This window comes from Brachybacterium sp. UMB0905 (assembly GCF_002871795.1).
Taxonomy (GTDB): domain Bacteria; phylum Actinomycetota; class Actinomycetes; order Actinomycetales; family Dermabacteraceae; genus Brachybacterium.
The window spans coordinates 20,666-47,098 of sequence record NZ_PNHL01000011.1; the positions used below are offsets into that span (position 1 = coordinate 20,666).

26 protein-coding genes and 1 tRNA gene are annotated in these 26,433 nt (G+C 71.3%); 9 read left to right on the top strand and 18 right to left on the bottom strand.

The genetic code is table 11. The features are described 5' to 3' along the window. Positions 1–39: 39 nt before the first annotated feature. From CJ197_RS11095 to CJ197_RS11110, 4 genes are all read right to left on the bottom strand, one after another. Positions 40–1,632: a serine hydrolase gene (locus tag CJ197_RS11095; RefSeq protein ID WP_102236817.1), complete on the bottom strand. Its 1,593-nt coding sequence runs from the start codon at positions 1,630–1,632 to the stop codon at positions 40–42. A gap of 5 nt (positions 1,633–1,637) precedes the next feature. After that, on the bottom strand, positions 1,638–2,315 hold the full coding sequence (locus tag CJ197_RS11100) for a hypothetical protein (protein ID WP_102236818.1): 678 nt from the start codon (positions 2,313–2,315) through the stop codon (positions 1,638–1,640). After that, positions 2,312–5,359: a DEAD/DEAH box helicase gene (locus CJ197_RS11105; RefSeq protein ID WP_102236819.1), complete on the bottom strand. Its 3,048-nt coding sequence runs from the start codon at positions 5,357–5,359 to the stop codon at positions 2,312–2,314. Before CJ197_RS11105 ends, CJ197_RS11100 begins: the two co-directional genes overlap by 4 nt. 117 nt (positions 5,360–5,476) lie before the next feature. Continuing rightward, entirely contained in the window at positions 5,477–7,180 is a 1,704-nt protein-coding gene (locus CJ197_RS11110; protein ID WP_233190876.1) for a chromosome partitioning protein, read from the bottom strand. 106 nt (positions 7,181–7,286) lie between these two features. On the opposite strand from CJ197_RS11110, the gene CJ197_RS11115 reads away from it, so the two are divergent. Then, the gene (locus tag CJ197_RS11115; RefSeq protein ID WP_102236821.1) at positions 7,287–8,042 is read left to right on the top strand and encodes a protein phosphatase 2C domain-containing protein; all 756 of its coding nucleotides are present in this window, start codon (positions 7,287–7,289) and stop codon (positions 8,040–8,042) included. A gap of 507 nt (positions 8,043–8,549) precedes the next feature. Here the strand turns inward: CJ197_RS11115 and CJ197_RS11120 are convergent. Beyond that, positions 8,550–9,347 carry a winged helix-turn-helix domain-containing protein gene (locus CJ197_RS11120; protein WP_102236822.1) on the bottom strand — a complete coding sequence of 266 codons (798 nt, stop codon included), beginning with the start codon at positions 9,345–9,347 and terminating at the stop codon, positions 8,550–8,552. 394 nt (positions 9,348–9,741) lie between these two features. After that, positions 9,742–10,380, bottom strand: a complete 639-nt coding sequence (gene upp / locus CJ197_RS11125; protein ID WP_102236823.1) for a uracil phosphoribosyltransferase — start codon at positions 10,378–10,380, stop codon at positions 9,742–9,744. An 88-nt stretch (positions 10,381–10,468) separates the two neighbouring features. On the opposite strand from upp, the gene tadA reads away from it, so the two are divergent. Then, on the top strand, positions 10,469–10,930 hold the full coding sequence (gene tadA / locus CJ197_RS11130) for a tRNA adenosine(34) deaminase TadA (protein WP_102236824.1): 462 nt from the start codon (positions 10,469–10,471) through the stop codon (positions 10,928–10,930). 27 nt (positions 10,931–10,957) lie between these two features. On the opposite strand, the gene CJ197_RS11135 is transcribed toward tadA, so the two are convergent. The 5 genes from CJ197_RS11135 to CJ197_RS11150 form a co-directional block, all read right to left on the bottom strand. Next, a complete protein-coding gene (locus CJ197_RS11135) occupies positions 10,958–11,584 on the bottom strand; it encodes a response regulator transcription factor (protein ID WP_102236825.1) in 627 nt (208 codons plus the stop codon). Beyond that, positions 11,581–12,720 carry a sensor histidine kinase gene (locus tag CJ197_RS11140; RefSeq protein WP_102236826.1) on the bottom strand — a complete coding sequence of 380 codons (1,140 nt, stop codon included), beginning with the start codon at positions 12,718–12,720 and terminating at the stop codon, positions 11,581–11,583. The genes CJ197_RS11135 and CJ197_RS11140 overlap by 4 nt, the downstream gene beginning before the upstream one ends. Beyond that, entirely contained in the window at positions 12,711–12,875 is a 165-nt protein-coding gene (locus CJ197_RS15185; RefSeq protein WP_158239461.1) for a hypothetical protein, read from the bottom strand. Before CJ197_RS15185 ends, CJ197_RS11140 begins: the two co-directional genes overlap by 10 nt. A gap of 110 nt (positions 12,876–12,985) precedes the next feature. Continuing rightward, positions 12,986–13,780, bottom strand: a complete 795-nt coding sequence (locus CJ197_RS11145) for an ABC transporter permease (RefSeq protein WP_102236827.1) — start codon at positions 13,778–13,780, stop codon at positions 12,986–12,988. An 88-nt stretch (positions 13,781–13,868) separates the two neighbouring features. Then, the gene (locus tag CJ197_RS11150; RefSeq protein WP_102236828.1) at positions 13,869–14,894 is read right to left on the bottom strand and encodes an ABC transporter ATP-binding protein; all 1,026 of its coding nucleotides are present in this window, start codon (positions 14,892–14,894) and stop codon (positions 13,869–13,871) included. 228 nt (positions 14,895–15,122) lie between these two features. Here CJ197_RS11150 and CJ197_RS11155 point away from each other — a divergent pair, with 228 nt between their 5' ends. From CJ197_RS11155 to CJ197_RS11170, 4 genes are all read left to right on the top strand, one after another. Beyond that, a complete protein-coding gene (locus CJ197_RS11155; RefSeq protein WP_158239462.1) occupies positions 15,123–16,223 on the top strand; it encodes a methionine ABC transporter ATP-binding protein in 1,101 nt (366 codons plus the stop codon). After that, the gene (locus CJ197_RS11160) at positions 16,223–16,933 is read left to right on the top strand and encodes a methionine ABC transporter permease (protein ID WP_158239463.1); all 711 of its coding nucleotides are present in this window, start codon (positions 16,223–16,225) and stop codon (positions 16,931–16,933) included. The genes CJ197_RS11155 and CJ197_RS11160 overlap by 1 nt, the downstream gene beginning before the upstream one ends. A gap of 169 nt (positions 16,934–17,102) precedes the next feature. Next, entirely contained in the window at positions 17,103–17,957 is an 855-nt protein-coding gene (locus CJ197_RS11165; protein WP_102236831.1) for a MetQ/NlpA family ABC transporter substrate-binding protein, read from the top strand. Positions 17,958–18,198: 241 nt separating this feature from the next. After that, entirely contained in the window at positions 18,199–18,750 is a 552-nt protein-coding gene (locus CJ197_RS11170; protein WP_102236832.1) for an adenylate kinase, read from the top strand. Positions 18,751–18,758: 8 nt separating this feature from the next. Here CJ197_RS11170 and CJ197_RS11175 read toward each other — a convergent pair whose 3' ends face one another. The 3 genes from CJ197_RS11175 to CJ197_RS11185 all read right to left on the bottom strand — a co-directional run bounded on the left by CJ197_RS11175 (position 18,759) and on the right by CJ197_RS11185 (position 21,633). Continuing rightward, the gene (locus tag CJ197_RS11175) at positions 18,759–19,154 is read right to left on the bottom strand and encodes a PIN domain-containing protein (RefSeq protein ID WP_102236833.1); all 396 of its coding nucleotides are present in this window, start codon (positions 19,152–19,154) and stop codon (positions 18,759–18,761) included. Further along, positions 19,154–19,387: a CopG family transcriptional regulator gene (locus CJ197_RS11180; protein WP_102236834.1), complete on the bottom strand. Its 234-nt coding sequence runs from the start codon at positions 19,385–19,387 to the stop codon at positions 19,154–19,156. Before CJ197_RS11180 ends, CJ197_RS11175 begins: the two co-directional genes overlap by 1 nt. 110 nt (positions 19,388–19,497) lie before the next feature. Beyond that, positions 19,498–21,633 carry a S9 family peptidase gene (locus tag CJ197_RS11185; RefSeq protein ID WP_102236835.1) on the bottom strand — a complete coding sequence of 712 codons (2,136 nt, stop codon included), beginning with the start codon at positions 21,631–21,633 and terminating at the stop codon, positions 19,498–19,500. Positions 21,634–21,812: 179 nt separating this feature from the next. Here CJ197_RS11185 and CJ197_RS11190 point away from each other — a divergent pair. Then, positions 21,813–21,900, top strand: a tRNA-Ser gene (locus tag CJ197_RS11190). Positions 21,901–22,066: 166 nt separating this feature from the next. On the opposite strand, the gene CJ197_RS11195 is transcribed toward CJ197_RS11190, so the two are convergent. Together CJ197_RS11195 and CJ197_RS11200 are read right to left on the bottom strand one after the other, a co-directional pair. Further along, entirely contained in the window at positions 22,067–22,342 is a 276-nt protein-coding gene (locus CJ197_RS11195; protein WP_102236836.1) for an HPr family phosphocarrier protein, read from the bottom strand. Between the two features lie 231 nt (positions 22,343–22,573). Beyond that, positions 22,574–23,443 (bottom strand): hypothetical protein, encoded by an 870-nt coding sequence (locus CJ197_RS11200; protein WP_102236837.1) that lies wholly within the window; start codon positions 23,441–23,443, stop codon positions 22,574–22,576. Between the two features lie 86 nt (positions 23,444–23,529). Between CJ197_RS11200 and CJ197_RS11205 the strand changes: the two genes are divergently transcribed. After that, positions 23,530–24,216, top strand: a complete 687-nt coding sequence (locus CJ197_RS11205; protein ID WP_102236838.1) for a TetR/AcrR family transcriptional regulator — start codon at positions 23,530–23,532, stop codon at positions 24,214–24,216. A 7-nt stretch (positions 24,217–24,223) separates the two neighbouring features. Next, the gene (locus CJ197_RS11210; protein WP_102236839.1) at positions 24,224–25,054 is read left to right on the top strand and encodes a hypothetical protein; all 831 of its coding nucleotides are present in this window, start codon (positions 24,224–24,226) and stop codon (positions 25,052–25,054) included. A 3-nt stretch (positions 25,055–25,057) separates the two neighbouring features. Here the strand turns inward: CJ197_RS11210 and CJ197_RS11215 are convergent, their stop codons facing one another. Both CJ197_RS11215 and CJ197_RS11220 read right to left on the bottom strand, forming a co-directional pair. Next, positions 25,058–25,516 (bottom strand): SufE family protein, encoded by a 459-nt coding sequence (locus tag CJ197_RS11215; protein ID WP_102236840.1) that lies wholly within the window; start codon positions 25,514–25,516, stop codon positions 25,058–25,060. After that, positions 25,513–26,418: a sulfurtransferase gene (locus CJ197_RS11220; RefSeq protein WP_102236841.1), complete on the bottom strand. Its 906-nt coding sequence runs from the start codon at positions 26,416–26,418 to the stop codon at positions 25,513–25,515. The genes CJ197_RS11215 and CJ197_RS11220 overlap by 4 nt, the downstream gene beginning before the upstream one ends. Positions 26,419–26,433 lie beyond the last annotated feature (15 nt).

Below are 26,433 nucleotides of genomic sequence, written 5' to 3' on the forward strand. Positions count from 1 at the left end.
CGCGCCCTCACCGCAGACGTAACCCGCCCGGGGCCCGGTTCAGCGCCGGGCGATGGAGCTGACGTTCAGCGCCTGCAGCAGCGCCTCCCGTCGTGGATCCATGAGCAGGTCGATCACCAGGTCCTCCTGCCCCTCCTCCCGGGCGGTGAGGCGCCAGCGCAGCTGCTGCGGGGTGATCACCTCGGCATTGTCGACGACCAGCTGGGCGATGTCCTGCATGCTGCGGCCGCTGGCGGCCAGTGCCGCGTCCAGGCGGCGCCGCCGCTCAGCCCGCGGCACGTCGGGATCCATGTTGTCGGCGAAGAAGCGGTCGGCGAGGTAGGAGTTGTCGGTGCGCAGCCAGGCCAGGGCCGCCTCCGCGGCGGTGCGGGTGCACGGCCCGAGCGGGATCGGGGCGGGGGCCAGCAGCTGCGGCAGCTCACGCTGCAGGACCCGCAGTGCCTGCATCCCCAGCGGCACCGCGGGGGCGTACTTCGAGTTGGCGAGCGCCACGATGCCCACGCCGCTGTCCCGATGCCAGGCCATGAACGAGCCGTAGCCGGGGTAGCCGCCGGAGTGGGAGATCACCTCGCCCAGATCCGGGAACTGCTCGATGACCAGGCCGAAACCGTAGCCGCGGATGCGATCGAAGCTCCCGGCATCCGTGCTCTGATCGGCGGCCCCGGCCTCCGGCGAGGCCTGGGGGCGGCGCGCGGGCAGCATCTGGTGGCGGTGCATCTGCTGCATCTCGCGGCGGGAAGCGGTGGCGAGCGGTCCGCGCGGACGTTGGGCCGCATCGGGCGCATCGGCTGCGGCGAGGAACCGCACCCAGCGCGCCACATCGGTCACCGTCGAGAACAGTCCGGCCATCGCCCCGTAGGCGCCGGGGCCGGACAGCGGGACGGACTCGAAGCGGGTGGCGTCGGTGCGGTCAGCCACCCGGTGGCCGACGGCCAGCTGGTCCCTGTCGATCTCGACATCGCTCCAGCCGGTGTCCCGCAGCCCCAGGGGGTCCAGGAACCGCTCGCGGATCTCCTCGCGGTAGCTTCGCCCGGTGACTTCGTCGATCACGCGGCCCAGCAGCACATACCCGGTGTTGGAGTACTCGAAGCCGGTGCCGGGACGGTGCACGGCACCCAGGCCCTGGCGCAGCATGGCGTCGAAGTCCTCGGGGCTCATCGCCTCCTGCCGGTCACCCCACGGGTTGTCCGTGACGAGCCCGGCATTCATGCTGAGCAGCTGCCGCAGGGTCGGCTCGCGGTCATCGGCGGCCAGGGCGAACGCTCCGGCGGCCGCCGGGACGTACTGGGAAATCGGGTCATCCAGGCGCAGGGCGCCCTCATCGCGCAGCGCGAGGATCGTCGCGGCGGTGAAGGACTTCGTCATCGAGGCGATGCGGGAGACGGTCGCCTCGTCCATCGGCCCGCTGCCCGGGGCGGGCATCCCGTCCAGCAGCTCCCGCTGCCCCGCCGCTCCGTGTGCGAGGATCTCGCGGTCATGCCCGTGCCCGCCGATCACCGCCCAGGTCACGCCGGCGGTGCGATGCTCGTCCACCGCCGCGCTGAACAGGGACGCAAGTTCGGTGCGCACTGCGTCGGGCACGACCTTGGCGGGTGTCTGGGAGGAACGGGGGGCAGGGGAGGTGGAAGGCATGGATGTCACTGTAGGCGCTCGCTGTGGGGCTCGGTGAAGAAGGCGTGGAGCGTCGCGGCCGCCTCGGCGCCGAGCTCAGCCTCCAGCAGCTCCGGGCGCAGCCGGGTGGGATCCAGGCCCGTCGGGCGCTCGGGAAGCTCGGCGCGGGGGCGCTGCGGCTCCTCCACGAGATCCGCAAGGCTCATCCCGCGTAGGGTCAGCAGCAGCGTGGGATCCGCGTCCACGGCCTCCACCAGCACATATACCAGGGCGCTGACGTGTCGGCAGGGGCCGGGCCAGTCCAGGCAGGAGCAGTCATGGGACAGCTCCGAGGCGTCACGCGGCAGCAGCGGAACCTGCGCGGCGGCCAGCTGCTCCTCGACCGGCTCCGGGTAGCTGCCCCCGGCCAGACGTGCCGGCAGCTCGGGATGCTGCCGGGCGATGCGCCGCACCTGTGTCGCCTCCCCCGGACGCAGCGGCGGCACGTCGATCCGGGCCTGGTACAGGTTCCCGTCGGCGTCGAGCACATCGCCGCGCGCCGCCCCGGTCTGCACATCCAGCCACTGCACCCGGCCGGCGCGCGCATCGGCCTTCCCGCGCGCGATCCGCCCCGGCCCCAGCAGGCGCTCGATCTGCTCCCGCAGCGCCGTGGCCTGCCAGGCCTTTCCCACCGGGCCACGGCGGGAACGCAGCCGAATACTCATCGGTCCTCCTCATCATCCAGGCGCAGCAGCTCCAGCAGCCGGTCATCATCCAGATCCCCGATCCACTCCTCACCCGGGCCGATGGTCAGCTCCGCAAGCGCCTGCTTGTCCTGCAGCACGTCATCGATCCGCTCCTCGATCGTGCCGGCGCTGACCAGGGTGTGCACGGTGACATCACGGCGCTGGCCGATGCGGTAGGCGCGGTCGGTGGCCTGGTTCTCCACCGCCGGGTTCCACCAGCGGTCCAGATGCACCACATGGTTCGCCGCCGTGAGGGTCAAACCGGTGCCGCCGGCCCGCAAACTCAGCAGCATCACCCCGGGCCGATCGGGGTGCTCCTGGAACTCGGCGACCATGCGGTCCCGCGCGGGCTTGGGCACCCCGCCGTGCAGGAACGGCACCTCGATGCCGTAGGCGGAAAAACGCTCCGTCCAGTACGGCACCAGCAGATGCCCGAACGTCGTGAACTGCGTGAACACGAGCGCTTTGTGACCCTGCTCGAACACGGTCGCCAGCAGGTCATCCACCAGCTCCAGCTTGCCCGAGCGGGACTGGCCATCGCGCAGCAGCGGCGAACCATCCTGCAGGAAGTGCGCTGGATGGTTGCACACCTGCTTCAGCCGCGTGATCGCCCCCGCCACGAGAGTGCGACGGCGCCCCGGGGGTTCCCCGCCGATCTGCGCCATGAGCTCCTCGACCACCGCCTCGTACAGGCCTGCCTGCTCCGGCGTCAGGTTCACCACCCGTTGCAGCTGGATCTTCTCCGGCAGATCGCTGATGATCGATCGGTCCGTCTTCAACCGCCGCAGCACAAACGGGCTGGTGATGAACTTCAGGCGGCTGAGCGCCGCGGCATCGCCCTCCTCCTGGACCGGGGTGGCGATGCGGTCGGTGAAGCTCTGCGCACTGCCCAGCAGACCGGGATTCACCACCTCCATGAGGGAATGCAGATCCCCCAGCCGGTTCTCCACCGGCGTACCCGTCAGGGCCAGACGATGCCGTGCCTTCAGGCGCCGCGCCGCCTGCGTGACCTGTGTGCTGGGGGTCTTCACATGCTGCGCCTCATCCAGCACCAGGCGATGCCACGGCACCGCGGCCAGCAGGTTCTGATCCCGCGCCAGCAGCGAATACGTCGTGATCACCAGATCGACATCCTCCGCTCCAGCCACGAAGGAGTCATCGCGCAGCCGGTCCCCGCCGTGATGGACATGCACCGCCAGATGCGGGGCGAACCGCGCGGCCTCCCGCTGCCAGGACCCCACCACCGACATCGGGCACACCAGCAATGTGGGGCCGATGGGATGCTGCCGACCCTCCGCTGCGGCAGTCAGCGCCTCCTCCCGCTCCCGGCACAGCAGCGCGAGGACTTGCATCGTCTTGCCCAGCCCCATGTCATCGGCGAGGATCCCGCCCAGCTGCAGGTCGTGCAGGGCCCACAGCCAGTTCAGGCCCTGCAGCTGATAGGGCCGCAAGGTGGCGCGCAGCGTCGCCGGGGGCGGCAGCTCGGCCGGACCCGCACCGCCCGGCAGCAGCCGCGCCAGCCCATCGGCCCCGCCCGCGAGCATCGCGGAGATCCCGAAGTCCACATCGGCCGCCTCGGGGGAGAGGATCATCGAGAACATCTCGATCCACGGCGCCTGCCCCACCACCTCGAAGGGGGCGCTCGCCGGGGCGAGGGGCACCACGGTCCCGTCGGCCCCTGGGAGCGAGAGCCGGGGTAGGGGCGCGCGGGCGAGCGGGAAGGTGGTGGAGCGAGAGCGGAAGCTCTCCAGGAACCGCTCGGCGGCGCGCAGCGTCGTCGGATCCAGCCGCACCCACTGGCCGCGCAGATGCACCAGCTCCGACTGGGCGGAGCGGATCTGCTCCATCTCCTCCGCGGTCAGCTCCGTCTCCCCGACGGCGACGCGCCAGCTGAAACGGGCCATCGCCTGCAGGCCCACCCCGGAGCCCTCCCGCGGCTGCTCCTGCTCCTCCTCAACCTCCAGGGGGCGCAGGGTGGTGCGCTGGGCGGTCCACTCGCGGGGCAGCAGCACCGTCACCCCCGCCTCCTCGAGCGCCGGGGTGTCCAGGGACAGGAAACGGGAGGCCTCGGCCGTGGTCAGCAGCCAGTCCACGCCCGTGTCATCCACCGCGGCCTCTCGGACCGTGGGGGCCAGGCGCATCACCTCGGCGCTTGCCTCCGCCGCCCCCGCCGGGGTGAGGTCCCCGACGGCCCGCAGATCCGCCACCGGGTGCACCGTCCCATCGGGCTCGCGCAGGCACGTCTGCAGCGGCCACGCCGACCCGAGCGGCGGCGCGAACAGCCGCACCACCAGCTCGTTCTCGCTTGAGCCGAGGGTGACGCCGGGGCGGCCCGAGTCCGTGTAGGCGGCCAGCGCCCGGTCCAGGCGGCGCCGGGCGGGCAGCTCGAGCGGCAGGTCCCCATCGCCCGCCAAGGCCGTGAGCACCCCGTGCGGGTCCGGGGTCTCGGGGCGCGCGGCCAGGTGCGCGGCAAAAGCGGTGCGGGCGCGGGCATCGACCAGGGCGTGCAGCAGCGGCGGGGCATCGCCGTCGGGGGCGTGCCAGCGCAGCACCCCGCGCTCGAACCGCTCCCCGCTGCGGATCCGCAGGTTCCGCTCCGCGACCAGCTCGCGGGCCCGTAGATCCAGCACCGCCGCAGCCACCAGATCCGGCATGGCGATCAGCTCGGGGCTCAGACGCACCGCCGCGCCCTCGGCCACCAGGTGCGCCAGCTGTTCCTCAAGCTCAGCGCCGAAACGCTCGATGAGTAGCTCGTGCACCGCATCCATGAAGACCGTCAGCCCCGGCCCCTCCCGCGGCAGCGCTGGAACCCGTCGGCCCTGCTCCGCGCTGCCGATCCGCACCCGGTGCCGCAGCCGCTCCGGGGCACCCGCGAGCGCTGCCGCAAGCGGCGGTGGCGCGTCCGCGTGCAGCCCGGCGAGGTCCTCCAGGGCGCGGGAGCGGCCCGGGCCGGTCTGCTCGCGCACCCACAGGGCAGGACCCAGATCGTCATCGACGATCAGGTGCAGGCGACGCTCAGGCATGCTCGAAGCCTAGGGGCGCACTCCCACACCCGTCGGGGCGCTGTGGATAACCGGGCACTGTGGAGGACGTTGCGAAAGGCGCCCGGGACGTGCGTGGCGGCGACGGCGGGCCGACGCTCACAGCCCGTCGATGATCAGCGCCGTCGCATTCATCCAGGCGTTCTTCGTGGCATCCGAGACCTGCGGCCAATCCAGATGCGAACCATCCACGAACTGCTGCTCATACGGCACTTCGGTGACCGCGCGGGTGTGCGCCCCGAAATGCGCCATCAGACGCGAACGCAGCTTCGGATCGAACTTCCCCTTCGAGGAGTGGGACAGGATCGTCACCGCATTGTCGACCTGCTCCGCCAGGCCCGTCGCCCGCAGCTCATCGATCATCCACGCAGCCGCATTGAAGGTGTCCTCACGCACCGTGGAGATGATCACCAGCTGATCCGCGCTCTCCACCGCCGCAAGCCAGTTCGAGGCCCGCACATTGTTGCCGGTGTCGATCACCTTGATGCGGTAGAAGCGCGAGAGCGTGTCATCCAGCTCCTGGAACGCTTCGGCATCGATCGAGGCCATCGACCCGGGATCCTCATCGGAGGCGAGGATGTCAAAGCGCATCTCGCCCTGCGGCCGCACATACGGATCCAGATCCGAGTTGCTGGCCCCGCCCGCATGCAGCGCATCCATGTCATGCAACAGGTCCACCACGGTGCGGTGATGCTCGGTGGGCAGCCCGCGCCAGCCCAGCGTCCCCCGCGTCTCATTGTTGTCCCAGGCCAGGACGCTGCCGCCGCGGACCACGCCCAGCGTCGCGGCGATCATCAGGGAGGCGGTGGTCTTGTGCGCGCCGCCCTTGAGGTTCACCACCGCGATGTTCTTCGGGCCGTCCAGGGGCCGACGGATCCGCTCCAGACGCTCGATCTCGAAGCGCTCCTTCTTGCCCGGGCGCGGGGAGATCACCCCGCCGGTCAGCTTCGTGATCAGGCCCGGCAGGCCCTTGGTGGCCTTCAGGCGGCGATTCTTGCGGGTGGAGGACTGCAGATCCTGCAGGGTAGGCCGGCCGTCCGCGCCCGGCACGGTGCGCGGGGCGAGCGGCTTCTTCTCCCGCACGGGCGTGGTGCGCCGACGCGGCGGCTCCGAGGCGGAGGCCGCCGACGGGGCGGAGGGAGCCGTGGGGGAGGACGGGGCCGATGGGGCCGATGGGGCCGAGCTCGCGGTGGGCGCAGAACCGGCGGACGGCGCGGAGTCAGCGGACGGGGCGGGGCTCGCGGACGACGCCGTCGGGGCCGAGCTCGCCGTCGCCCCGGACGCGGCCGAATGCGCGCCGCGCGGCATCGGCGCCACCTGTCCCGAAGAGATCACCAGCGCGGGATGCTCACCCGTGGCGGCACTGTCGGCGCGCTCGGCGTCCGCTGAGGTCTGCGGCGGCAGCGCCGCACGGCGCCGACGGGCCCGATGCGAGCGCACCGTCGGCAGCTCACCCGTGGCCGGGGAGGCCAGAGCCGCACGCAGTCCCTGCAACTCCGCGGTGTCATCCCCCATCGGCGGCACCAGCGGAGCATCCATGTCCGGGCCCCAGACCTCCCGGTCATCGGCCTCACGCCCGGTAATTCGCCCGGACGGCTCTACGCGCAGGTGGTGGCGCACATCCGGCTCGACGATCACCACATCGAGGTTCTGCCCGTCCAGCTTCGCGGCGGTGATGAAAACCTGCTTCACCCGGTCGCGGACCTGCGCGAGATCGACACCGGTGACCTCTACGGCCTCCTTCTCCAGGTGCACGGTGGCACTGGTGTCCGAGGTGATCCGCGCCTGAGCGATCATCGTCATCCCTTCTGCACGCTGCGCCGGGCCCGCCGCGGGGGCGGCGCCGACATGGTCGCGCTCCACTCTACGGCCGTGACCGGCACCACCGCGCCCCCGTAGGCTCAGATGCGTGCGCGCTCACGTCTGCTCCGACGCCGCCGTCCCCGGTGGGAACGAGGATGCCGCCGGGATCCTCGGGGACGTCGCCGTCATGCTCGATGGCGCCGGGGTGCCGCCCCGCTTCCGTGCCGGCTGCCACCACAGCGTCGCCTGGTTCTCCCACCAGCTCGCCGGGCGCCTGCTGCTGCGCGCCCAGGACCCGGCGGTGGGGCTCGATGCGGCGCTCGCCGCCGCGATCGGCGAGGTGCGCTCCCTGCATGAGGATCAGTGCGAGCTCGAGCGCGGCGGCCCATCGGCCACCGTCATTGCCGTGCGTCAGCGCGCGGACGTGCTCGAGCATCTGGTGCTGTGCGACTCTTCGCTGCTGCTTACCGGGGCCGATGGGGCGGTGCGGCGCCTCACCGATCCGCGGGTCGGTGAGGTCGTGGCCCGCGAGCGCGGCGCCGAGGCGATTGAGGCTCAGCGCAATCGGTCCGGCGGTTTCTGGGTGGCGCGGCATGAGGAGGAGGCGGCCGCACAGGCGCTTACCGGCAGCACCCCGCTGGCACAGCTGCGGCGGGTGCAGCTGGTCTCCGACGGCATCACCCGCGCCGTGGATCTGCTGGGTCTGCATGACGATGCGTCGCTGGTGGCGGCGCTTGCGACGGACCCATCGGCCGTGATCGCTCAGATCCGCGGCGCCGAGCGTGACCTGCCAACTGGGCGGCGCCCGCGGAAGGTCCATGACGATGCGACAGTGGTCACGGTGGAGCTGGGAAGTCGCTGACTGTTTTCGGGCGGGGCGGGCGTCGTGGGGCCGTGCGCGGGCCGAGCGCACCCCCGCACTCTGGCACGGGCTCGGTAAAGTTTTGCCAGTACCCTGTCCGACCTGCGCAGATCCGGGACCTCCGCGCGTTTACAGCATCGCTGGAGACCAGTAGACTGCGAGCGCAGCATCTCGCGGGGGCAGCCTCCCTGGTGGCACGGGTCGCCAAGGAGACATGGATCTCGCGAATGTGAGACGGTGGGGGCTGTTGCATCCCCGCTGAGGATGTGTAGGGTTCCCACTACAGGAACGTTGAAAACTTAAAAGAGTGCCGCTCCTCAAGACCCCCCCCTCATGGGGAGCGGCCGGACGGGCAACACGCCAGGTTCCCCCCACCTTTGGCAGCCCGTCCCGCCTGATCGCCCGCACCCACCCCTGACGGACGACAGGCCACGCGAGCGGTCCGTGAGCCCCCGGCATTGCCGGTTGAGAGCTCCGGACCGCTCGCTCTTTTGTGTGCGGGGCGGCTCAGCGTCCCAGCAGCACCACGTCGCTGCCGGGGTCCAGGCGGTAGCCGGCGCCGCGCACGGTCGAGATCAGGCGACGGAATCGGCCGAGCTTGGCACGCACCCGTCGGACATGCACATCCACGGTCCGCTCGCCGGTGTCCTCGGGCGCCCCGGCCCACACCGTCTCCATCAGCTCGGTGCGGGAGACGGTGCGGCGCGCCTGCCGGGCCAGGGCCGCGAGCAGCTCGAACTCCTTGTAGGTCAGCTCCACGTCCTGCCCGTCGATCCGCACCCGCCGCCCGGTCAGGTCGATGACCAGCGCATCGGCCGGGGCCGACGAGGGGCTGGCGGGGCTCACGGCCGTGAGGGCCAGCGCCCGCAGCCGCGCCGCCTCGGCGTCGCGCCGCGCCGGGGAGGTGGGGGAGACGGTGCCGGCCCGGCGCGGCCGCAGCGGGGTGATCGCCGCAGCGCCCTGGGCCCGGGGCGGCAGCGCCGTGCGACGCTGGCCGGTGCGTCGGGCCGCGGGGGCGCTGTGCGGCGTGTTCACGCTGACGGCGGTGCGGCCGTCGCGCGCGCCGACCAGGCGCTGCGCGGAGGTGCGCAGCTCATCGGCCACAAGCGCGGCTTCGATGTCGCCGGTGTCCGCGGGCAGGGTGACGGTCAGCGTGATCGTGACATCCGTGCTCGGGGCGGTGGCGCGGGCGGCGGTACCGTCGGTGCGCGGGGTGACAGTGCGGGCCGTGGTGCGGGAGGCGGTGGTGCGGCTGGTGGTGCGGGCAGTGGTGCGAGTGGCAGTGCGGTCTAGGGTGATGGTCATGATGCGAGCTCTCCGAGATGCGGCGCGCTATGCGCGGCGGATGGTGGTCCCGGGATCCCGGTGGATCGACGCCTGCGGCGGATCGGCGGGGTGTGCTCCCGGCGGCACCTGGAGCCCGCGCCCTCCGGCCGGCTCCTGTCAGCCGACCTCAGAAGGTGCGTGAGCGCTCAGAGGCTCGGCTGACGATGCATCATCGGCATCATCATCATGGACATCATCGAGCGCATGGCGCGGCGGGCCACCCGGCGGGCGGCCTCACGGAGCGATGCGATCGAGGTCATGGCCGGAACTATAGGACGCTGGAGGCCTGGCGAGGAAGCGCGCGTTCACATTCTGGGACGGGGCGGCGCATCGTGGGGCCCGGCTCGGCCCCCGACCTCAGCCCCCGCCGCCCTTAGTCCACGACGCCGAACAGGCGGTCGCCGGCGTCGCCGAGGCCCGGCACGATGTAGCTCTTCTCGTTGAGCTTCGTATCGATCGCGGCGGTGACCACGGTCAGGTCGATCGACGGGTCCAGCTGCTCGTCGATGGCCTTCAGACCCTCCGGCGCGCACAGCAGCGTCACGCAGGTGATGTCCTTCGCGCCGCGCTCGTGCAGGTATTCGCACGCGGCGATGAGGGTGTGGCCGGTGGCGAGCATCGGGTCCAGCACGAAGCACTGCCGGCCCGAGAGGTCCTCCGGCAGGCGGTTCGCGTAGGTGGTGATCTCGAGCGTCTCGTCATTGCGGACCATGCCCAAGAACCCGACCTCGGCGGTGGGCAGCAGGGTGGTCAGCCCGTGCAGCATCCCCAGGCCCGCGCGCAGGATCGGCACGACCATCGGCTTGGGGTTGGTCAGCTTGCTGCCGGTCATCGTGGTGACCGGGGTGGTGATCTCCACCGGCGCCACGGCCACATTGCGGGTCGCCTCGTAGGCGAGCAGGGTGACCAGCTCATCGGCGAGCTGGCGGAACACCGAGGAATGGGTGCTGGCATCGCGCAGCACGGTCAGCTTGTGGTCGACGAGCGGGTGATCAATCTCCAGGACGCGCATGGGCCCGAATCTACCGGAGGTACCCGGGTGCCACGGGGGACTCCTCGCGTCGACGCGGGGACGATGCCGCTGCGGAGACAATGGGCGCATGAAAGACGACGAGCTCATGGGGCTGGCGCTCGAGCAGGCGCGTGCCGCGGCGGATCGCGAGCCGGCGGATGTTCCCATCGGCGCGGTGGTGGTGGGGGCCGACGGGACGGTGCTCGCCGCGACCGGGAACCGGCGGGAGGCCGATGAGGATCCGACGGCGCATGCCGAGATCCTCGCGCTGCGTGAGGCGGCGCGGGCCACGGGCCGCTGGAACCTCACCGGCTGCACGCTCTACGTCACCCTGGAGCCGTGCACCATGTGCGCGGGCGCGATCGTGTTGGCGCGGATCCAGCGCGTCGTCGTCGGCGCCATGGATCCGAAGGCCGGGGCGACGGGTTCCCTCTATGACCTGGTGCGCGAGCCGCGCCTGAACCATCGCGTGGAGCTCACGAAGGGAGTGCGCGAGCAGGAGTGCGGTGACCTGCTGCGGGACTTCTTCCGGGCCCGCCGCAAGCGGTAGAGACCTTCGCGCGGATCTGGTGAGCGGTCAGATCCACCCGTGGCGGCGGGCGATCGCGACGGCCTCGTGCCGGTTCGCGGCCTGCACCTTCGCCTGCGCGGCGGAGAGGTAGTTCCGCACCGTGCCCGGGGCGAGGTGCGCGCGGCGGGCGATCTGCTCGATGCTCGCCCCGTCGGCCGCGAACTCCAGCACATCCGCTTCCCGCGGCGTGAGCGGGGAGTCTCCGGCGGAGATCGTCTCCGCCGCGACCTCCGGGTCGATCGCTCGGCGACCCGCCGCCACGGACCGCACCGCGGCGACGAGCTCTTCGGAGGCCGTGGTTTTGGCGAGGAAGCCCAGCACCCCGATCTCGAGCGCCCGCTTGAGATAGCCGGGACGGGCGTGCGAGGTGAGGATCATGGCGCGTGTTTCCGGGGAGATCTCCGGTAGGCGCGAGCACACCTCGATGCCGTCCCCGTCGGGCAGCTGCAGGTCCACGAGGGCCACGTCCGGTTGATGCTCTTGCAGCGCCGCCACCCCGTCGGCGGCGGTCGACGCCTGCGCGACCACCTCGAGGTCGTCCTCGAGGTCCAGCATCATGGCGAGCGCGGAGCGGATCAGGTTCTCGTCGTCGATCAGCACCACGCGCAGCGGCGCGGCGGGGGTCGGGGTCATGGACGCTCCTCAGACTCAGCGGGCAGGGGCTCGGGGGACGGGGACTCAGTGGACGGGGCCTCGGCGGGCGAAGACTCCGCGGGCGAAGAGTTAGCAGGGACAGGGAAGCCGACGGTCAGTGTCACCTGGTCGCCGTGCCGCTCAGCGCGCAGCTGGCGGCCGGGACCTAGGCGCTCGCGCAGGCCCGTCAGGCCCGTGCCCTCCACGAGCGGCCCGTCGGCCCCTGGCGCGAGCAGTCCATCATTGGTGACCGCTACGCCGTCGGCGCCCAGGCGGATCGTGACGTGCCGCGGCCGGGCGTGGCGCAGCAGGTTCGTGCCCGCCTCGCGCAGCACCCACGCAGCGGCCTCGGCATGCGGGGCAGGTACCTCCGCGACGCCACCGGTGACCGTCGCATCCACCCCCGCTGAGCGCAGCAGCGACAGGGTGCCGCGCAGCTCCGTCTCCAGATCCGCCTCGCGGTAGCCGCGGGCGAGCGCCCGCACTTCCGCCAGCGACGACCGGGCGGTGCGGGCGATGCCGCGGGCCTGATCGGCCGTCCGCTCGTCGCCGCGTTCGGCGAGCTTCGCCACCAGCTCCGCGGAGACCGCGATCGCGGAGAGATCCCGCCCCATCACATCGTGCAGGTCCCGGGAGAACCGCAGCCGCTCCTCCGCGAGCGCGAGCTGCGCCTCGACGGTGCGGGCCTCCTCGAGGGCGTGCACCAGCTGCAGCAGCCACAGGGTGGAGCGGGTGAGCAGCACGATCGCCAGCAGGGCGGCCAGCAGCGGCAGGGACTCAGCGGGCCGGACCCCGGCGAGGCTCAGCACCGCCGCCGCCCCGACCGTCACCGGCACGCTCATCCACCAGCGCAGGGCGGACAGCGGCCCGCTCACCCCGAGCACCACGATGCCGAGCACCCACAGCCACTCCGCCCGCCCGGTACCGGCCGGCAGCACCAGGGCAAGCGCTGCCACGCTCGGCAGCACCGTGGCCAGCATCGGGAGCCATCGCAGGTACCCGTCAACCCGCTCCCGATCCACCACCAGATACACCGCGATCGCGGTGGCGAGGGTCTGGACCAGCAGCAGTGCGAGAGCCGCCCCCGGATGGTCCGGCTCCGCGCCCAGCACCCGCTCCAGCGTGCTCAGCTGCACAAAGGGATCACCACCAGCACGGACAGCACGAGCGAGACCATCGTGTAGCGGTAGAAGGTGGTCCAGCTGCGCGACGGGGCGGTGGTGCGCGGCGCGGATGACGCCGGGGACGCAGACGGCGTCGGCGTCGGGCTGGCCGAGGGTGGAGAGGTCATCGGGGACATCGTTCCATGGGGACGGAGGTATGCGAGGTGGACGGGACGGCAGGGGTAGGGCCGATGCATCCCCGTCGGCCCCCCCTGCCCGATGAGCGGCTGCCCGCCGCTCAGCCGCGCGGCTCCCAGCGGAAGGAGCGCAGCACCTGCCACATGCCCAGTCCGATCCACGCCACCAGGATGATCAGCGACTTCACCAGGTCCCCGTCCTCGCCGAGCCACGCCATCCGGATCAGCTCCACCATCGGGGCAGTGGGCACGTAGGCGATCAGGCGCTGAGCGAGCTCCGGCAGCATCTCCACCGGCAGGGCGGCGCCGGCGCCGATCACCGCGAGGGCCATGAACGGCAGGCACGTCACCTGCACGGACTCGACGGTGCGGGAGATGTTCGCGGTCAGCAGCGCGAACGGCACCATCACCAGCGCCCCCAGCAGCAGGGCCAGGGCCAGCAGCAGCGGGTTCTGCGGCATCGGGAGGTCCAGCAGCGGGATCGCGATTGCGGTCATGAGGGTGATCATCACCGCCGCGATCGCCAGCGACGGCACCGCGGCCGCCCCGAGGATCTCCAGGTCCCGGGCCTCACCGGTGCGCAGGCGTTTGAGCACATGGGCCTGGCGTCGGGCCACATAGGTGGACAGCAGCGTGTAGAACACGACGAACAGCAGCGCGAAGATGTACATCGTCCCCAGCGACGTGGCGAGGGCTTCCGGCCCCGCTCCGGCGTTCTTCACCGGCAGCATCATCAGCGGCACGAACAGCGGCGTGATCACGGCCATCACCATCTGCATGCGGTTGCGCAGCAGCAGGGCGAGCTCCGCGCGGGCCAGGCCCAGGATGCGCGGGGCGCGGCGGGGGATCAGGTCGCTGGGGCGGGTGGTCTCGCGGGTGGTGTCCAAGGTGGTCATCACGGTCTCCTTCGGGCAGTGGGGTCAGGTGGTCTCAGGGGGCCGACGGGGGTGAGAGCCCCGGGCCCAGCGGCCGAGCTGCAGCGGCTCAGGTGTCTTCGCCGGCGATCTCGAGGAACACGCTCTCGAGGCTGGCCGCGCGAGCGCTGAGGTTCTCCAGCTCGAGGCCGTGCTCGGCGGCCCAGTCGAGCAGGGCGCCGAGATCGCGCTGCAGGTCCGGGGTGGACAGCTCGAGGGAAGCGCCGGTGCGGGTGAGCGTGCCCGCAAAGGCCGGCAGCGCCGCAGCCCCGTCGGCCCCCTGCGGGAGGGTGCAGCGAATGTGCGCGGGATGCCCGGCGACGATCTGCGCGAGCGTGCCCTCGCGGACGATCTCGCCCTGGTGCATGATCGCGATCCGGTCCGCGAGCTCCTCCGCCTCGGAGAGGTAGTGGGTGGTCAGCACGATGGTGGTGCCGCGCTCGCGCAGCGCAGTGATCAGCCGCCAGGTGCGGGCCCGGGACTCCGGATCCAGGCCGGTGGTGGGCTCGTCGAGGAACAGCAGCTCCGGCTCGCCGGCGATCGCGCACGCCAGGTCCAGGCGCCGCACCTCCCCACCGGACAGGGAGGAGATGCGGGTCTTCGCGCGATGGGCGAGGTCCACATCGGCCAGCACCTCATCCACCGGGCGGTGGCGCGTCATGGTCGCGCACCACATGGCGAGCGCTTCCCGGGCGGTGAGGTCCTCGGGGAAGCCGCCGCTTTGCAGCATGAGGCCCTGGCGGGGCCGCACCTGATCGCGGGCGGTGTGCGGGTTCTGCCCGAACACCTCCACCGTCCCCGCGGTGGGAGCGGCGATCCCCTCGAGCACCTCCAGGGTGGAGGTCTTGCCGGCGCCGTTGGTGCCCAGCAGCGCGAACAGCTCACCGCGGCGCACCTGCAGATCGATGCCGCGCACGGCCACATGGGCGTCGCGGCCACGGCCGTAGCGGCGGGTGAGACCGGTGGCGCGCACGATCACCTCGCCGCGGTCGGACGCCGCCGCGTTGTTGCGGGCCGACGGGGTGGTCTCGTGAGCCGACGGGAGCGCGGCGGTCCGGTCGGGGCGGTTCTGCTCGGGCGTGGTCGTCTGCGTCATGGCTCCACTTTCGTGGCCCGCGGCGATCCGCTGTAGAGCGTGATGTCATGAGCGCGCGGGAGGAATCCACGGCCCGGGGATGACATCTGTCATGTCGGTGCTGTCGTCGGGCCCCGTCGGCCGGCCGAGGTGACCCCCGGCACAGGAAAACCCCCAGCTCATCCCCAATATGACGGCATGTGAACGCGAGGAGCCCCCCGCCTGCACCCCGGTGCTTCACTGCCCGATGTGATCAGACTCGACGGCCTCACCAAGACCTTCCCCGCCCCCGGCGGGGGAGAGTCCGTCACTGCGCTCGATGGGATCGAGCTGCACCTGGCCCCCGGGCAGGTCCACGGCATCGTGGGTCGCTCCGGGGCGGGGAAGTCCACGCTGATCCGCTGCCTCACCGGGCTGGAGAAGCCCACCAGCGGACGGGTGGAGATCGACGGCACCGACATCGCCGCGCTGGATGGTGCAGCCCTGCGTCAGGCGCGGCGCAACATCGGCATGGTGTTCCAGCACGCCAACCTGCTGGATTCCCGCACCGCCGCGCAGAACATCGCCCATCCGCTCGAGATCGCCGGGGTGCCCCGCCGCGAACGGGCCCGCCGCGTCGCCGAACTCGTGCAGCTCGTGGGACTCGAGGGCCGGGAGCATAACCATCCCGCGCAGCTGTCCGGCGGGCAGATCCAGCGCATCGGCATCGCCCGGGGCCTGGCCGCTGAGCCGAAGGTGCTGCTGTGCGATGAGCCCACCAGCGCCCTGGACGGATCCACCACCCGCCAGATCCTCCGTCTCATCGCCGACCTGCGGGAACGCCTCGGCATCACCGTCGTGATCATCACCCATGAGATGGCTGTGGTGCGCGAGGTCTGCGACACCGTGACCCTGCTGCGGGGCGGCCGCGTGGCCCAGAGCGGCACCCTGCTGGAAGTGGCGTCGGACCCGCACGGCGAGCTCGCCCCCGAGCTGATCCCCCTGCCACCCGCGCCCACCGGCATCTCCGCCGTAGTGGTCAACTGCGACTACGGCGCGAGCCCCCGCGTCCACTCCGCTCAGGACCTCGTGGACATCGCCGCGAGCTACGAGGCCGACGCGGAGATCGTCGCCGGGACGATCGAGACCATCGCCGGGGTGCAGGTGGGCCGCGTGCAGCTCGCCCTGCGCAACCGCGACGCCACCCCGATCTCCCGCCCCGGCCTCGAGCGCTACCTCGCTGAACTGCGCGAAGCCGGCGTCGTCGCCACCGAGCAGGGTGCGCAGGGCAGCGCGCAGGTCGCGGAGATGACCCCCGCGCAGCGCACCCCCGCTCCGCGCACCCCCGCCACCGAAGGGAGCGATGCCTGATGGACACCCTCATCGACTGGCTGCGCGAGGCCGCCCAGAACCGCGCCTTCACCCAGTGGCGGGGCGGGATCTGGCAGTCCACCCTCGTGACCCTCTACATGTCGGTGATCACGATGCTCATCACCGTCGCCATCGGGACGCCGCTCGGGATCTGGCTGTTCCGCCTGGATAGCGCCGCCACCGCCGTCGGTCGCGGATTCGCCCAGGTGGTGGGCTTCGTCGTGAACGTCGTGCGGTCCTTCCCGTTCTTCGTGCTGCTGATCGTGCTGATCCCCGTCTCACAGGCCATCGTCGGCCGCTCCACCGGCGCGAACGCCGCCCTCATCGCGCTGGCGATCTCCGCGATCCCCTTCTTCGCCCGCCTCGTGGAGACGAACCTGCGGGAGATCCCCGCCGGGAAGATCGAGGCAGTCGAGATGATGGGCGCCACCCGCGCCCAGGTGACCCGCCAGGTGCTGCTGCCCGAGGCGCTGCCCGGCCTCATCAGCTCCATCACCACCACCATGATCGCGGTGATCGGCTACACCACCATGGTCGGCTCGATCAACGGCGGAGGCCTCGGGCAGCTCGCCTACAACCGCGGCTACATCAGCTACCAGACCGAGGTGCTCATCGCCACCGTCGTGATCCTCGTGGTCATCGTCGTGGTGGTGCAGACGCTCGGCTCAGTCCTCTCCCGCGCCGTCGACCACCGCGCCCGGAGCCGCTGAGCGTGTTGGCCCGTTGGCCCGCTGTGCCCGTTGGTCCGTCAACCCCGTCGGCCCGACGCCCGGAGCCAGCCCCGACGAGCCCCCGTTGGCTCACCCCGCCGTCCGTTCCCGTCCCACCTCGACCTCTTTCTCCCGCCCCACCTCGCCCGCTACCCATGAAGGAGACACCATGACCACCCCCGCGCACCTCAACCGTCGGACCCTGCTCGCCGCCGGCGGTACCGCCGCTGCCCTCGCGCTCGCCGCCTGCGGCGGGGACGAGGCCGCCGGCCCCACCGAGAACAGCGACGGCACCACCACCCTGCGCGTGGGCGCCACCCCGCTGCCGCACGCCGAAATCCTCCAGTTCGTGGCCGATGAGCTCGCCGCGGACGCTGGACTCGCGCTCGAGATCGAGGAGTACACCGACTACCAGATCCCCAATCGCGTGCTGGCCGACGGGGAGATCGACGCGAACTTCTTCCAGCACGTTCCGTTCCTCGAGCAGCAGATCGAGGAGAAGGGCTACGAGCTGAGCCGCTTCGAGGGCATCCACATCGAGCCGATGGGCGTGTTCTCCGAGTCGCTCGGCTCCCTCGAGGAGCTGCAGGACGGCGACGAGGTGGCGCTGCCCAACGATCCCACCAACCGCGGTCGAGCCATCGCGCTGCTGGCCGCGGAGGGTCTGCTCGCGCTCGCCGACGGGGTGGAGCCGGTGGATGCGACCTTCGATGACATCGCCGAGAACCCCCTGAACCTCACGCTGACCGAGCTGGATGCGGCGGTCATCGGCCGCACCCTGGGGGACTTCGCCGCCGCCGTCATCAACGGCAACTACGCGATCGAGGCCGGGCTCAGCCCCGCGGAGGACGCGCTCGTCCTCGAATCCGGGCAGGACAACCCGTACGCGAACATCCTCGCGGTGCGCAGCGAGAACGCCGAGGACGAGGCGATCGTGAAGCTCGATGAGCTGCTGCACTCCCCGGAGGTCGCCGCCTTCATCGAGGAGACCTACGCCGACGGGTCCGTGATCCCCGCGTTCTGAGGGGCGGGGCGCGGCTGCGCCGGGCCGGGCCGGGCCGCGTCGGCTGGGGCATGACCGCGTCAGGGCGGGCAGCGTCGGCTACCGCGCACCACGCCGAGTGTTCTGCGCCGAGAGCACCGATCTGTGCCAGTTCTGGCACGTATCGGTGGTTTCGAGCTGTGGGGATGGCGTGTTGGTACGGCCTGCCGGGCTGACGTGGAACCGCCCGCTGAAGTGAGCGCGCCGCGGATATCCTCGCCCTATGCCCCTCGCCACGATCGCGGATCTCCGCGCCGCCCGTCGGGTCCTGTTCCACGGGGTCACCGGCTCCGGGAAGTCCACCGCCGCCACGCGGCTCGGGGAGACGCTGGACCTGCCGGTCACCCTCGTCGATGAGGAGATCGGCTGGCTGCCAGGCTGGATCAACCGGGAGACGGCTGAGCAGGACCAGCTCGCCGACGCCATCACCGCGCAGCCCGTCTGGGTGCTGGACTCCGCGTACAGCTCCTATCGGCCACTGGTCATGGAGCGCGCCGACGTGATCGTCGGCCTGGACTACCCGCGCCTGCTGACCCTCGCCCGCCTGCTGCGGCGCACGATCTCCCGCATCGTGCGCCGCACCCCGACGTGCAACGGCAACGTGGAGACCTGGGGGCGGACGCTGGGCAAGGACTCGATCATCCGCTGGCACTTCCGGACCTTCGCCCGCAAGCGCGCCTGGCTGCGCGAGCAGATCGCGGCGGACGAGGGCACCCCCGTGCTGTGGGTGCGTCACCCCCGCCAGTGGGAGGCCGTGCTGCGCGCGCTGCGCTGAGGGCAAGCTCAGGGCAGCAGGAGCGTGTGGTCTGGGTAGGTCGCTGCGAGAGCCCTGTCGAGGGTGACGAGCTGAACTCCGTGATGTGACGCGAGAGCGACAAGGTATGCATCGGCGGCCTGAGGGTGCCCCTGCAGAGACGCGAGGTCGAGGCTGCGGTATGAGATCTCGTCCGGCCAGAATGTCCAGCGCGGAGCCCGGTGGAGGGCATCGAGGATCGCCTGCACCGTTGTTCCGCTCTCACCGAGCCGCAGCAGGGTCCTGACCAGCGCTCCCTCCGTGATCGGGCACAGCGCCATCAGATCTGCGGTGCGCGACCATTTGAGCGCGTGCCGGTGATGCTCATGCTCCGCGAGCGTCAGGGCGATGAGGGCGCTGGCATCCAGCAGATATGCCGTCGGCATCACGCATCCTCGTCGATCAGATCTGCCACCTGATCTGTGGTGATGCGCCGCCCGATGCTGATCGACGGCGTGCCGGTCTTCGGATCGATCATCAGCTTCACCGGGCTGTCCTCCTGCGCCAACCCGCGCACGACGAGGTCGCTCACGACGGCCGAGAGGGAGCTGCGCCGTGCCTCGGCGAGTTCGCTGACACGGCGGTGGACTGCAGGGGGAAGCGTGACCGTGGTACGCATGCGTGCATCATAGGTGATGCAGGGGTGATGCAGGGGTGATGCGGGGTCGATGCAGGGGGCTTGCAGGGGTTTCGGGTCGTAATCGGCTGCTGGCCCCGCCTGGCCCCGCCTCAGACCAGCTCCGTCGCCCCGATCTGGTCGAGCAGCCAGGCCAGCTCATCGGCCCGCTGCTCCCACTTGGCGTACCGGCCCGAGCGACCGCCGTGCCCGGCGACCATCTCGCAGCGGAACACGATGGGCCGCTCCGCCTGATCGCTCGTGACCGTCTCGCGCAGGCGCACCACCCACTTCGCCGGCTCCACGAAGAACACGCGCGTGTCGTTCAGCGAGGTCGAGGCAAAGATCGCCGGGTACTCGACGGCGCGGATGTTCTCGTACGGCGAGTACTCCTTCATGTACGCGTACACCTCGGGATCGTGCAGCGGATCGCCCCACTCTTCCCATTCGCCGACGGTCAGCGGCAGCGAAGGATCCAGGATCGTGGTCAGCGCATCGACGAACGGCACCCCGGCGATGATCGCCCGGAACAGCTCCGGGGCGAGGTTCGTGATCGCGCCCATCAGCAGCCCGCCAGCGCTGCGGCCCTCCGCGGAGAGCCGGTCCGGCGCCACCCAGCCGGTGTCGATGAGGTGGCGGGCGCTGTCCACGAAGTCGGTGAAGGTGTTCTTCTTCTGCAGCAGCTTGCCGTGCTCGTACCAGGGCCGACCCATCTCGCCGCCGCCGCGGATATGCGCGATCGCGACCACCAGCCCGCGGTCCAGCAGGGACAGCCGCGTGGCCACGAAGGACGGGTCCATCGACGCCTCATAGGAGCCGTAGCCGTACAGGTAGCCGGGGTTCGTGCCATCGGCCGTGACGTCCTTGCGGTGCATCACCGACAGCGGGATGCGGGTGCCGTCCGCCGCGGTCGCCCACTCGCGCCGCTCCACATACAGCGACGGGTCGAAGTTCGGCACCTCGGTGCGCTTGAGGATGATCGGCTCCCCGCCGGTCATCGGCACCTCCGCCACGGTGGGCGGGGTGAGCAGGCTGGTCAGCTGGTAGCGCAGCCGCGTCTGGTCCCAGTTCGGGCTGGCATCGGCCCACACGGTGTCCAGCTCCCCGCCGTGGGAGATGTCCCAGGCAGCGCCGACGTCGATCGACCCGTCGGCGCGGCGCGGGAACACGCGCACCGAGGCGAGACCGCCCGTGCGCAGCTCCAGCACGATCGCCTGCGCGAACGCCTCTACGGATTCGAAGCGCTCACCCTCTGCCGCGGCCACCACCTCGCGCCACGCCGCAGGGTCATCCAGCGGTGCCTCGGCGAGAGCGAAGCCGACGTTCCCGTCGTTGTGCACGATGACCAGGCGGTCCCCGGCATGGTCCAGGTCGTACTCGACGCCCTGCCGACGGCCGCCCGCCGAGACCGGCTCGCCCGTCGGATCAGTGAGGTCGAGGATCCAGTACTCGCTCGTGGTGGTGGAGGCAGCGCCGATGATCAGGGTCGATCCGTCGCGCGAAGGCGCCAGGCCGATCGTGAACTTCTCGTCGGTCTCCTCGATGACCAGCACATCCTCCGCGGCGTCGGAGCCGATGCGGTGGCGCCAGATCTGGTGCTGCCGCCACGCCTCGTCCACCCGGGTGTAGAACAGCCACTGCTGATCGGGGGAGAAGGCGAGCCCGTAACCGGTGCCGGTCACCGCCTGGTCGATCACCTCGCCGCTGCCCAGGTCCTTGATCTCGAGCGCGAAACGCTCATCCCCGGCCACATCCACCGCGTAGGCCAGCAGGTCATGCTGCGGGGAGGGACGGAAACCGCCGAGGGAGAAGAAGTCCTGACCAGAGGCCATGGCCTGCGCATCGAGGATCACCTCCTCGCCGTCCAGGAGCACACCGGGCTCGAGCGCAGGCGGCAGCGGGTCGGTGTCGTCGTCCGACGGGGACTGCACGGGCAGGCGCGTGAACTTCGGGTAGTCATCGCCCTCGGTGGTGCGGGTGATGTACCACCAGTCGCCGCGGCGCACCGGGACCGACAGATCCGTCTCCTGGGTGTGGCCGACGAACTCCTTGACGAGCTGCTCTCGCAGACCCTCCAGGTGGGCGGTACGGGCGTCGGCGTAGGCGTTCTCTGCCTCCAGGTGGGCGATGACCTCCGGATCGGTCTTGTCGCGCATCCACTCGTACGGATCCACGACGGTATCGCCGTGGTGCGTGCGCTCGGTGGGGCGCTGGATGGGCGTGGGGGCGGCAGGCAGCTCGGTAGTCATGGGCGCGAGCCTACTGGGATGCGGTCTCATGTGGCGCGCGGTTTTCCGGGGCGGCGGGGGCTGGGGCGAACACCCGGGCCGATGCTGAGGGCAGAGGTGCCGTGGCCGCCCGTGACGTCCCTCGCGTCGGCGGGGAATCGGTTTGAACGCCGAGTGGCCGCCCGGTTACCCTTATCGGCGGTAGCGTGTCCGAGCGGCCGAAGGTGCATCACTCGAAATGATGTGTACGGTAACCCCGTACCGCGGGTTCAAATCCCGCCGCTACCGCTCCTGACCTGGGGTTTCACCCCGGTCGACGAAGGCCCCCGCCCAGCATGGCGGGGGCCTTCGTGCATCGGCTCTGATCGTCGGTGAGGGGCAGCGGCCGACGGGATGCCGCTCCGGCGCGCCAGGCGCATCGAGTGCACCGGGCGAACCGGGCGGCGCAGACGGCTCAGGCGAACTCCGCGTCGAGATCCTTCTCCAGCAGCGCCGCGAGATGATCGAGCGCCTCCTCGGCTCTCTCGCCCTCGGCGCGCAGCGTCACCTCATCGCCGTGATTCACGTTGAGGGTCAGTAGCATGAGGATGCTGGAGGCCCGCACCGCATTGCCCTCGGCGGTCTCGATCGTGACCAGGACGGGCTGTTCGCTCGCGGCCTGCGAGAACAGGGCGGCGGGCCGGGCATGCAAGCCGCTCGCGCTGGCGACCTTCACGGTACGTGCGGGCATGGATGCGAGCCTTTCTCGACGGGATCGTCCCCAGGGTAACGGGAGCGGCCTGCACCGCGCAGTTCACGCGGTGATCGCCGTGCGTTCACCGTCGGTTCGGCGACCGCGAGATATAGATGACAACTGCCCGGAAGTGCTCGTGGGCCGATGCTGCCCGCCGTTACCGTGAGCGTCATCGTCAGGGGTGGCGGGAGGCCGATGGGTGCGGCAGGCACGCGGGCGGGGCCGTGCTCAGCGCGCCCCGCCCACCACGCCAGGGCTGTTGTAGCCGGACATGCCGGCGCCACGCGCCCCATCCACGCGGGGCCCGAGCGACGCCCGCCCCGCATCGGTGCGCTCGAACCAGGCGATCATGTCCGGTCCCGGCGTGGAACCGCCCAGGGCCACCCAGGTCGCCCCGATGTGCTCGATGACCTGCGGCAGCTCCAGGGTCCAGGGGGTGAACACGCCGCGGTCGACCCAGCCGGCCTGCAGCTCGCCGCGGCTGAGCAGCCGGGCCAGCAGCAGTGGGCCGCGCCGCTCGAACTCCTCCTCATCCAGCGCCCCGGCCGCGGTGAGCACCTCCACCACATCCCCGGGATGCAGGACGCGTCCCTCCGCCCGCTCCAGCAGCCGCAGCTCCGGACCGCTCGGACGGGAGGCCGCATGCTCGGCCAAGCGCTCGGGGCTGGCGTGGACGGGCGGCCCCGGCGGCACCGCATGCACCTCACCCTTGGGCGCCACCTGCAGCAGCGCCCCGCGTGGACCCTCCACCTGCCAGGGCGCCACGGTGGACAGCGTGAGTGGCCCAGCCGGACCCTGCAGCACCAGGCGCAGCATGCCATCGCCGAGCATCTCCGCGCCCTGAATGCGGGTCCCCACCACGCGCGCATCCCGCAGCGTCACCGCGAGCGAGCCGGGATCTTCCGCCGCGAGCGCGGGAGCATCCAGGCGCTGGATCCGCGAATGCACCACCCAGCCGCGACCGGTCACGGTCCATGTTCCACGCGCCGCGACACGCGTATGGATCACGGTCTGACCAGTGAGCTCGGCCAGCAGCGGGTGAGGAGTAGGCTGATCCGCGGACCCCATCGCCCCCAGACCTGACAGGAATGAACGCATGCGCTCATCCTGTCAGAGCGCCGCCGTCGTGCCATGGTGGAGGGATCCGCATCCGCCCCGACGATCCACGGAGTGAACCACCGCCGATGTCCTCTCCCACCCGGGCTCCTGACCCTCGTCCGGCCCGCACTCGGGCTGCGATCTACACCGCGGCCCGCGAGCTGAGCAGCGCCGATGGCGAGGTGACCGTCAATGCGCTCACCCGCCGCGCAGGCATCAGCCGCGCTGCCTTCTACAGTCACTTCTCCGGCCTGGACGAGCTGATCGGCCAGATGCTGCACGACATGTTCCAGACCGTGTGGGAAGAGGGGGCGGCGATGCACCGTGGCGTCGCGAGCCCCCACGAGCGCGTCCGCAGCGCCACCGCCGTGGTCGTCGCCTACGTCGAGCAGCACCGCACCTTCCTTTTGGGCGCCCTGGATTGGAAGTTCTCCCACCGCACCTTCCTGGCCCTGATCGAGATGATCTCCGTGCGGCACCGGCATGCCTTCGACGCCCTGGGGGAGGGCCTCCCCTCCGAGGTCGACCGGATGGTCGCCTCGGATGCCTTCGCCGGCAGCCAGCTGAGCCTGATCATCCGCTGGCTGGACCGCAGCGAGCATGTCGTGGCCGGCGGCGGCGAGCCCGATGCGGCAGCGCTTTTGGAGAGCACCCTGCGCTGCTGGCCCACCTGGTACACGGGCCTGCAGCCGGGCGATGACTTCGATGCCCGCGGTCTGCTGGAGGCGGCGCACCGTGTGCTCGCCGAGCAGCGTGAGCAGGCTCAGGGCTGAGGTCGGGATGCGCCCGCTGGATGCCCTGCGCGATCGCCTGGACGGGGCAGGCTCGGCTCGCGCCGCGGTGATCTCCGACGTGCGGGAGGTGCTGCCGGGCATCCCGCGCAGCGCCGATGCGCAGCGGCTCATCCGCCACGCGCACCGCCTGGTGCTCGAGGCCGCCTGTCACGAGTTCGCCCGCGAAGGCACCCCGCTCGTGGATCTGCCCGATGGCTGGGGTCGTGCCGAGCTGCGCAGCGCCGATATCCCCGCTGATCCGGGGTTCACCGCCTTCGTGGAGGACGTCATCGCGGCGCTGCACATCGCCCCGTCGGACCTCGCCGCCGATGACGCCGCCGCCCTGCTGACCAGCAGCTACGCGGCCGATGACTACGGTCTCTCGCTCGAGGCGAGCGCGGATCTGGCCTGCTTCATCCTCTCCCGCGCCTGGCTGCTCGAGGGCATCGAACGGACGCAGGCCCTCGAGGCGCCGCTGCCGCAGCTGCCCGCCCACAGCGCCGAAGTGCCGCACGATGAGCAGGAGTTCTTCGCCGCCCAGGCCGAGCAGATCCCGGCCCTCGTGCGCGAGCGTCTGCAGCGCCTGGTCAGCGCGCCGCTCGAGTTGCGTCGGGCCCTCGAGCGGCATGAGCAGATCGAATCCGGGCAGCTCGCGGCCCGCCACGGCGTGACGTCGGGAGTGGGGGAGGAGCCGATCAGCCGCAGCCTGCGCGAAGACCTCACGGGCCGGGCGCAGGAGGCGCTGCGCCGCGCCCGCAGCGACGTCGGCCGTACCGCCGCCGCACTGCTGCGCGAGAGCGCCGAACGCGCCGCCCGGCATCGCCGCAGCGGCCGCTGAGGCTCAGCCCGCCGCGACGCCCGCCTTCTCGCGCAGCTGCCGCTTGATGCGTGCGAGCATCCCCGCCATGCCGTTCAGCCGCAGCGGGCTGACCACCTCGGCGAGCCCCAGCTCATGGGTCACCGACTCCGGGGTGTCCAGCACCTCGCCGACGCTGCGGCCATCGAGCGCCTCCGCGAGGATCGCCGCGAAACCGCGCGTGGTCGGCGCCTCCTCGGGGGCGGAGAAGAACAGCTGCGCGGTCGCATCCCTGCCCTCGCCCTCCACCTCGGTGATGAGGAAGATCGGGGACTGGCACTCCGGCACCGGCTCCAGCAGCTCGGGATGATCGGCGTACCGCTCGGGCAGCTGGGGCAGCTCGCGGGAGAACTCCAGCAGCAGCTGCAGACGGTCCCGCCCGGTCAGGGCATGGAAATCTTCGGCGATCTCGGCGAAGGCCGGGGGCAGCTGATCGGTGCTCATCGGCTCGGCACCTCCCCGGGCTCCTCGCCGTGGACGATAGGCAGACGCACGCCATTGCCCCACTCGGTCCAGGAACCGTCGTAGTTGCGCACCGCATCGAAGCCCAGCAGGTAGGTGAGGACGAACCAGGTGTGGCTCGACCGCTCACCGATGCGGCAGTACACGATGGTGGGCTCCGACGGCTCATAGCCCAGCTCATCCTGGTAGATCTGCTCGAGCTCGGCGCGCGGCTTGAAGCGCCCGTCCTCCTGGGCGGCGCGCGCCCACGGCACGGACCGGGCGGTGGGGATGTGGCCGCCGCGCAGCGTGCCCTCCTGCGGGTAGTCCGGCATGTGGGTGCGCTCGCCGGTGTACTCCTGGGGCGAGCGCACGTCGATCAGCGGCCCGCCGAGGTGCTCGAGCACGTCCTCGCGGAAGGCCCGCTGCGGGGCGTCCACCCGCTCCACCACGGGGTAGCCGCTGGTGGGGGCGGGGATGCCAGCATCGGACGTGGTCATCTCGCGGCCCTCGGCCTGCCAGGCCGCGCGCCCGCCGTCCAGCAGCCGCACATCCGGGTGGCCGAACAGCTCGAACACCCACAGCGCGTAGGCGGCCCACCAGTTGGACTTGTCGCCGTAGATCACGACGGTGGTCTCGCGCGTGATGCCGGAGCGGTCCATGAGCGCGGCGAAGCCCTCGCCGTCCACGTAGTCGCGGGTCACGGGATCGTTGAGATCCAGATGCCAGTCGATCTTCACGGCGCCGGGGATGTGCCCGGTCTCGTACAGCAGGACGTCCTCATCGGACTCCACCACCACCAGGCCCTCGGCGCCCAGGTTCTCCGCCAGCCAGTCGGTGGTCACCAGCTTCTCGGGATGCGCGTACTCCTGCAGGGCCGGGCTCGGATCAGCGGGGATGGTCATCAGCTCACCTCTCGA

What these genes read in the sequence shown, in the direction of transcription:
- CJ197_RS11180 (WP_102236834.1), bottom strand. Translation starts at nt 19,387, where the DNA reads ATGCGTACCACGGTCACGCTTCCCCCTGCAGTCCACCGCCGTGTCAGC.
- CJ197_RS11145 (WP_102236827.1), bottom strand. Translation starts at nt 13,780, where the DNA reads ATGACCACCTTGGACACCACCCGCGAGACCACCCGCCCCAGCGACCTG.
- tadA (WP_102236824.1), top strand. Translation starts at nt 10,469, where the DNA reads ATGAAAGACGACGAGCTCATGGGGCTGGCGCTCGAGCAGGCGCGTGCC.
- CJ197_RS11135 (WP_102236825.1), bottom strand. Translation starts at nt 11,584, where the DNA reads ATGACCCCGACCCCCGCCGCGCCGCTGCGCGTGGTGCTGATCGACGAC.
- CJ197_RS11195 (WP_102236836.1), bottom strand. Translation starts at nt 22,342, where the DNA reads ATGCCCGCACGTACCGTGAAGGTCGCCAGCGCGAGCGGCTTGCATGCC.
- CJ197_RS11095 (WP_102236817.1), bottom strand. Translation starts at nt 1,632, where the DNA reads ATGCCTTCCACCTCCCCTGCCCCCCGTTCCTCCCAGACACCCGCCAAG.
- CJ197_RS11175 (WP_102236833.1), bottom strand. Translation starts at nt 19,154, where the DNA reads ATGCCGACGGCATATCTGCTGGATGCCAGCGCCCTCATCGCCCTGACG.
- CJ197_RS11220 (WP_102236841.1), bottom strand. Translation starts at nt 26,418, where the DNA reads ATGACCATCCCCGCTGATCCGAGCCCGGCCCTGCAGGAGTACGCGCAT.
- CJ197_RS11185 (WP_102236835.1), bottom strand. Translation starts at nt 21,633, where the DNA reads ATGACTACCGAGCTGCCTGCCGCCCCCACGCCCATCCAGCGCCCCACC.
- CJ197_RS11110 (WP_233190876.1), bottom strand. Translation starts at nt 7,180, where the DNA reads ATGACGATGATCGCTCAGGCGCGGATCACCTCGGACACCAGTGCCACC.
- CJ197_RS11205 (WP_102236838.1), top strand. Translation starts at nt 23,530, where the DNA reads ATGTCCTCTCCCACCCGGGCTCCTGACCCTCGTCCGGCCCGCACTCGG.
- CJ197_RS11210 (WP_102236839.1), top strand. Translation starts at nt 24,224, where the DNA reads ATGCGCCCGCTGGATGCCCTGCGCGATCGCCTGGACGGGGCAGGCTCG.
- CJ197_RS11100 (WP_102236818.1), bottom strand. Translation starts at nt 2,315, where the DNA reads ATGAGTATTCGGCTGCGTTCCCGCCGTGGCCCGGTGGGAAAGGCCTGG.
- CJ197_RS11215 (WP_102236840.1), bottom strand. Translation starts at nt 25,516, where the DNA reads ATGAGCACCGATCAGCTGCCCCCGGCCTTCGCCGAGATCGCCGAAGAT.
- CJ197_RS11200 (WP_102236837.1), bottom strand. Translation starts at nt 23,443, where the DNA reads ATGCGTTCATTCCTGTCAGGTCTGGGGGCGATGGGGTCCGCGGATCAG.
- CJ197_RS11150 (WP_102236828.1), bottom strand. Translation starts at nt 14,894, where the DNA reads ATGACGCAGACGACCACGCCCGAGCAGAACCGCCCCGACCGGACCGCC.
- CJ197_RS11165 (WP_102236831.1), top strand. Translation starts at nt 17,103, where the DNA reads ATGACCACCCCCGCGCACCTCAACCGTCGGACCCTGCTCGCCGCCGGC.
- CJ197_RS15185 (WP_158239461.1), bottom strand. Translation starts at nt 12,875, where the DNA reads ATGACCTCTCCACCCTCGGCCAGCCCGACGCCGACGCCGTCTGCGTCC.
- CJ197_RS11120 (WP_102236822.1), bottom strand. Translation starts at nt 9,347, where the DNA reads ATGACCATCACCCTAGACCGCACTGCCACTCGCACCACTGCCCGCACC.
- CJ197_RS11160 (WP_158239463.1), top strand. Translation starts at nt 16,223, where the DNA reads ATGGACACCCTCATCGACTGGCTGCGCGAGGCCGCCCAGAACCGCGCC.
- upp (WP_102236823.1), bottom strand. Translation starts at nt 10,380, where the DNA reads ATGCGCGTCCTGGAGATTGATCACCCGCTCGTCGACCACAAGCTGACC.
- CJ197_RS11105 (WP_102236819.1), bottom strand. Translation starts at nt 5,359, where the DNA reads ATGCCTGAGCGTCGCCTGCACCTGATCGTCGATGACGATCTGGGTCCT.
- CJ197_RS11170 (WP_102236832.1), top strand. Translation starts at nt 18,199, where the DNA reads ATGCCCCTCGCCACGATCGCGGATCTCCGCGCCGCCCGTCGGGTCCTG.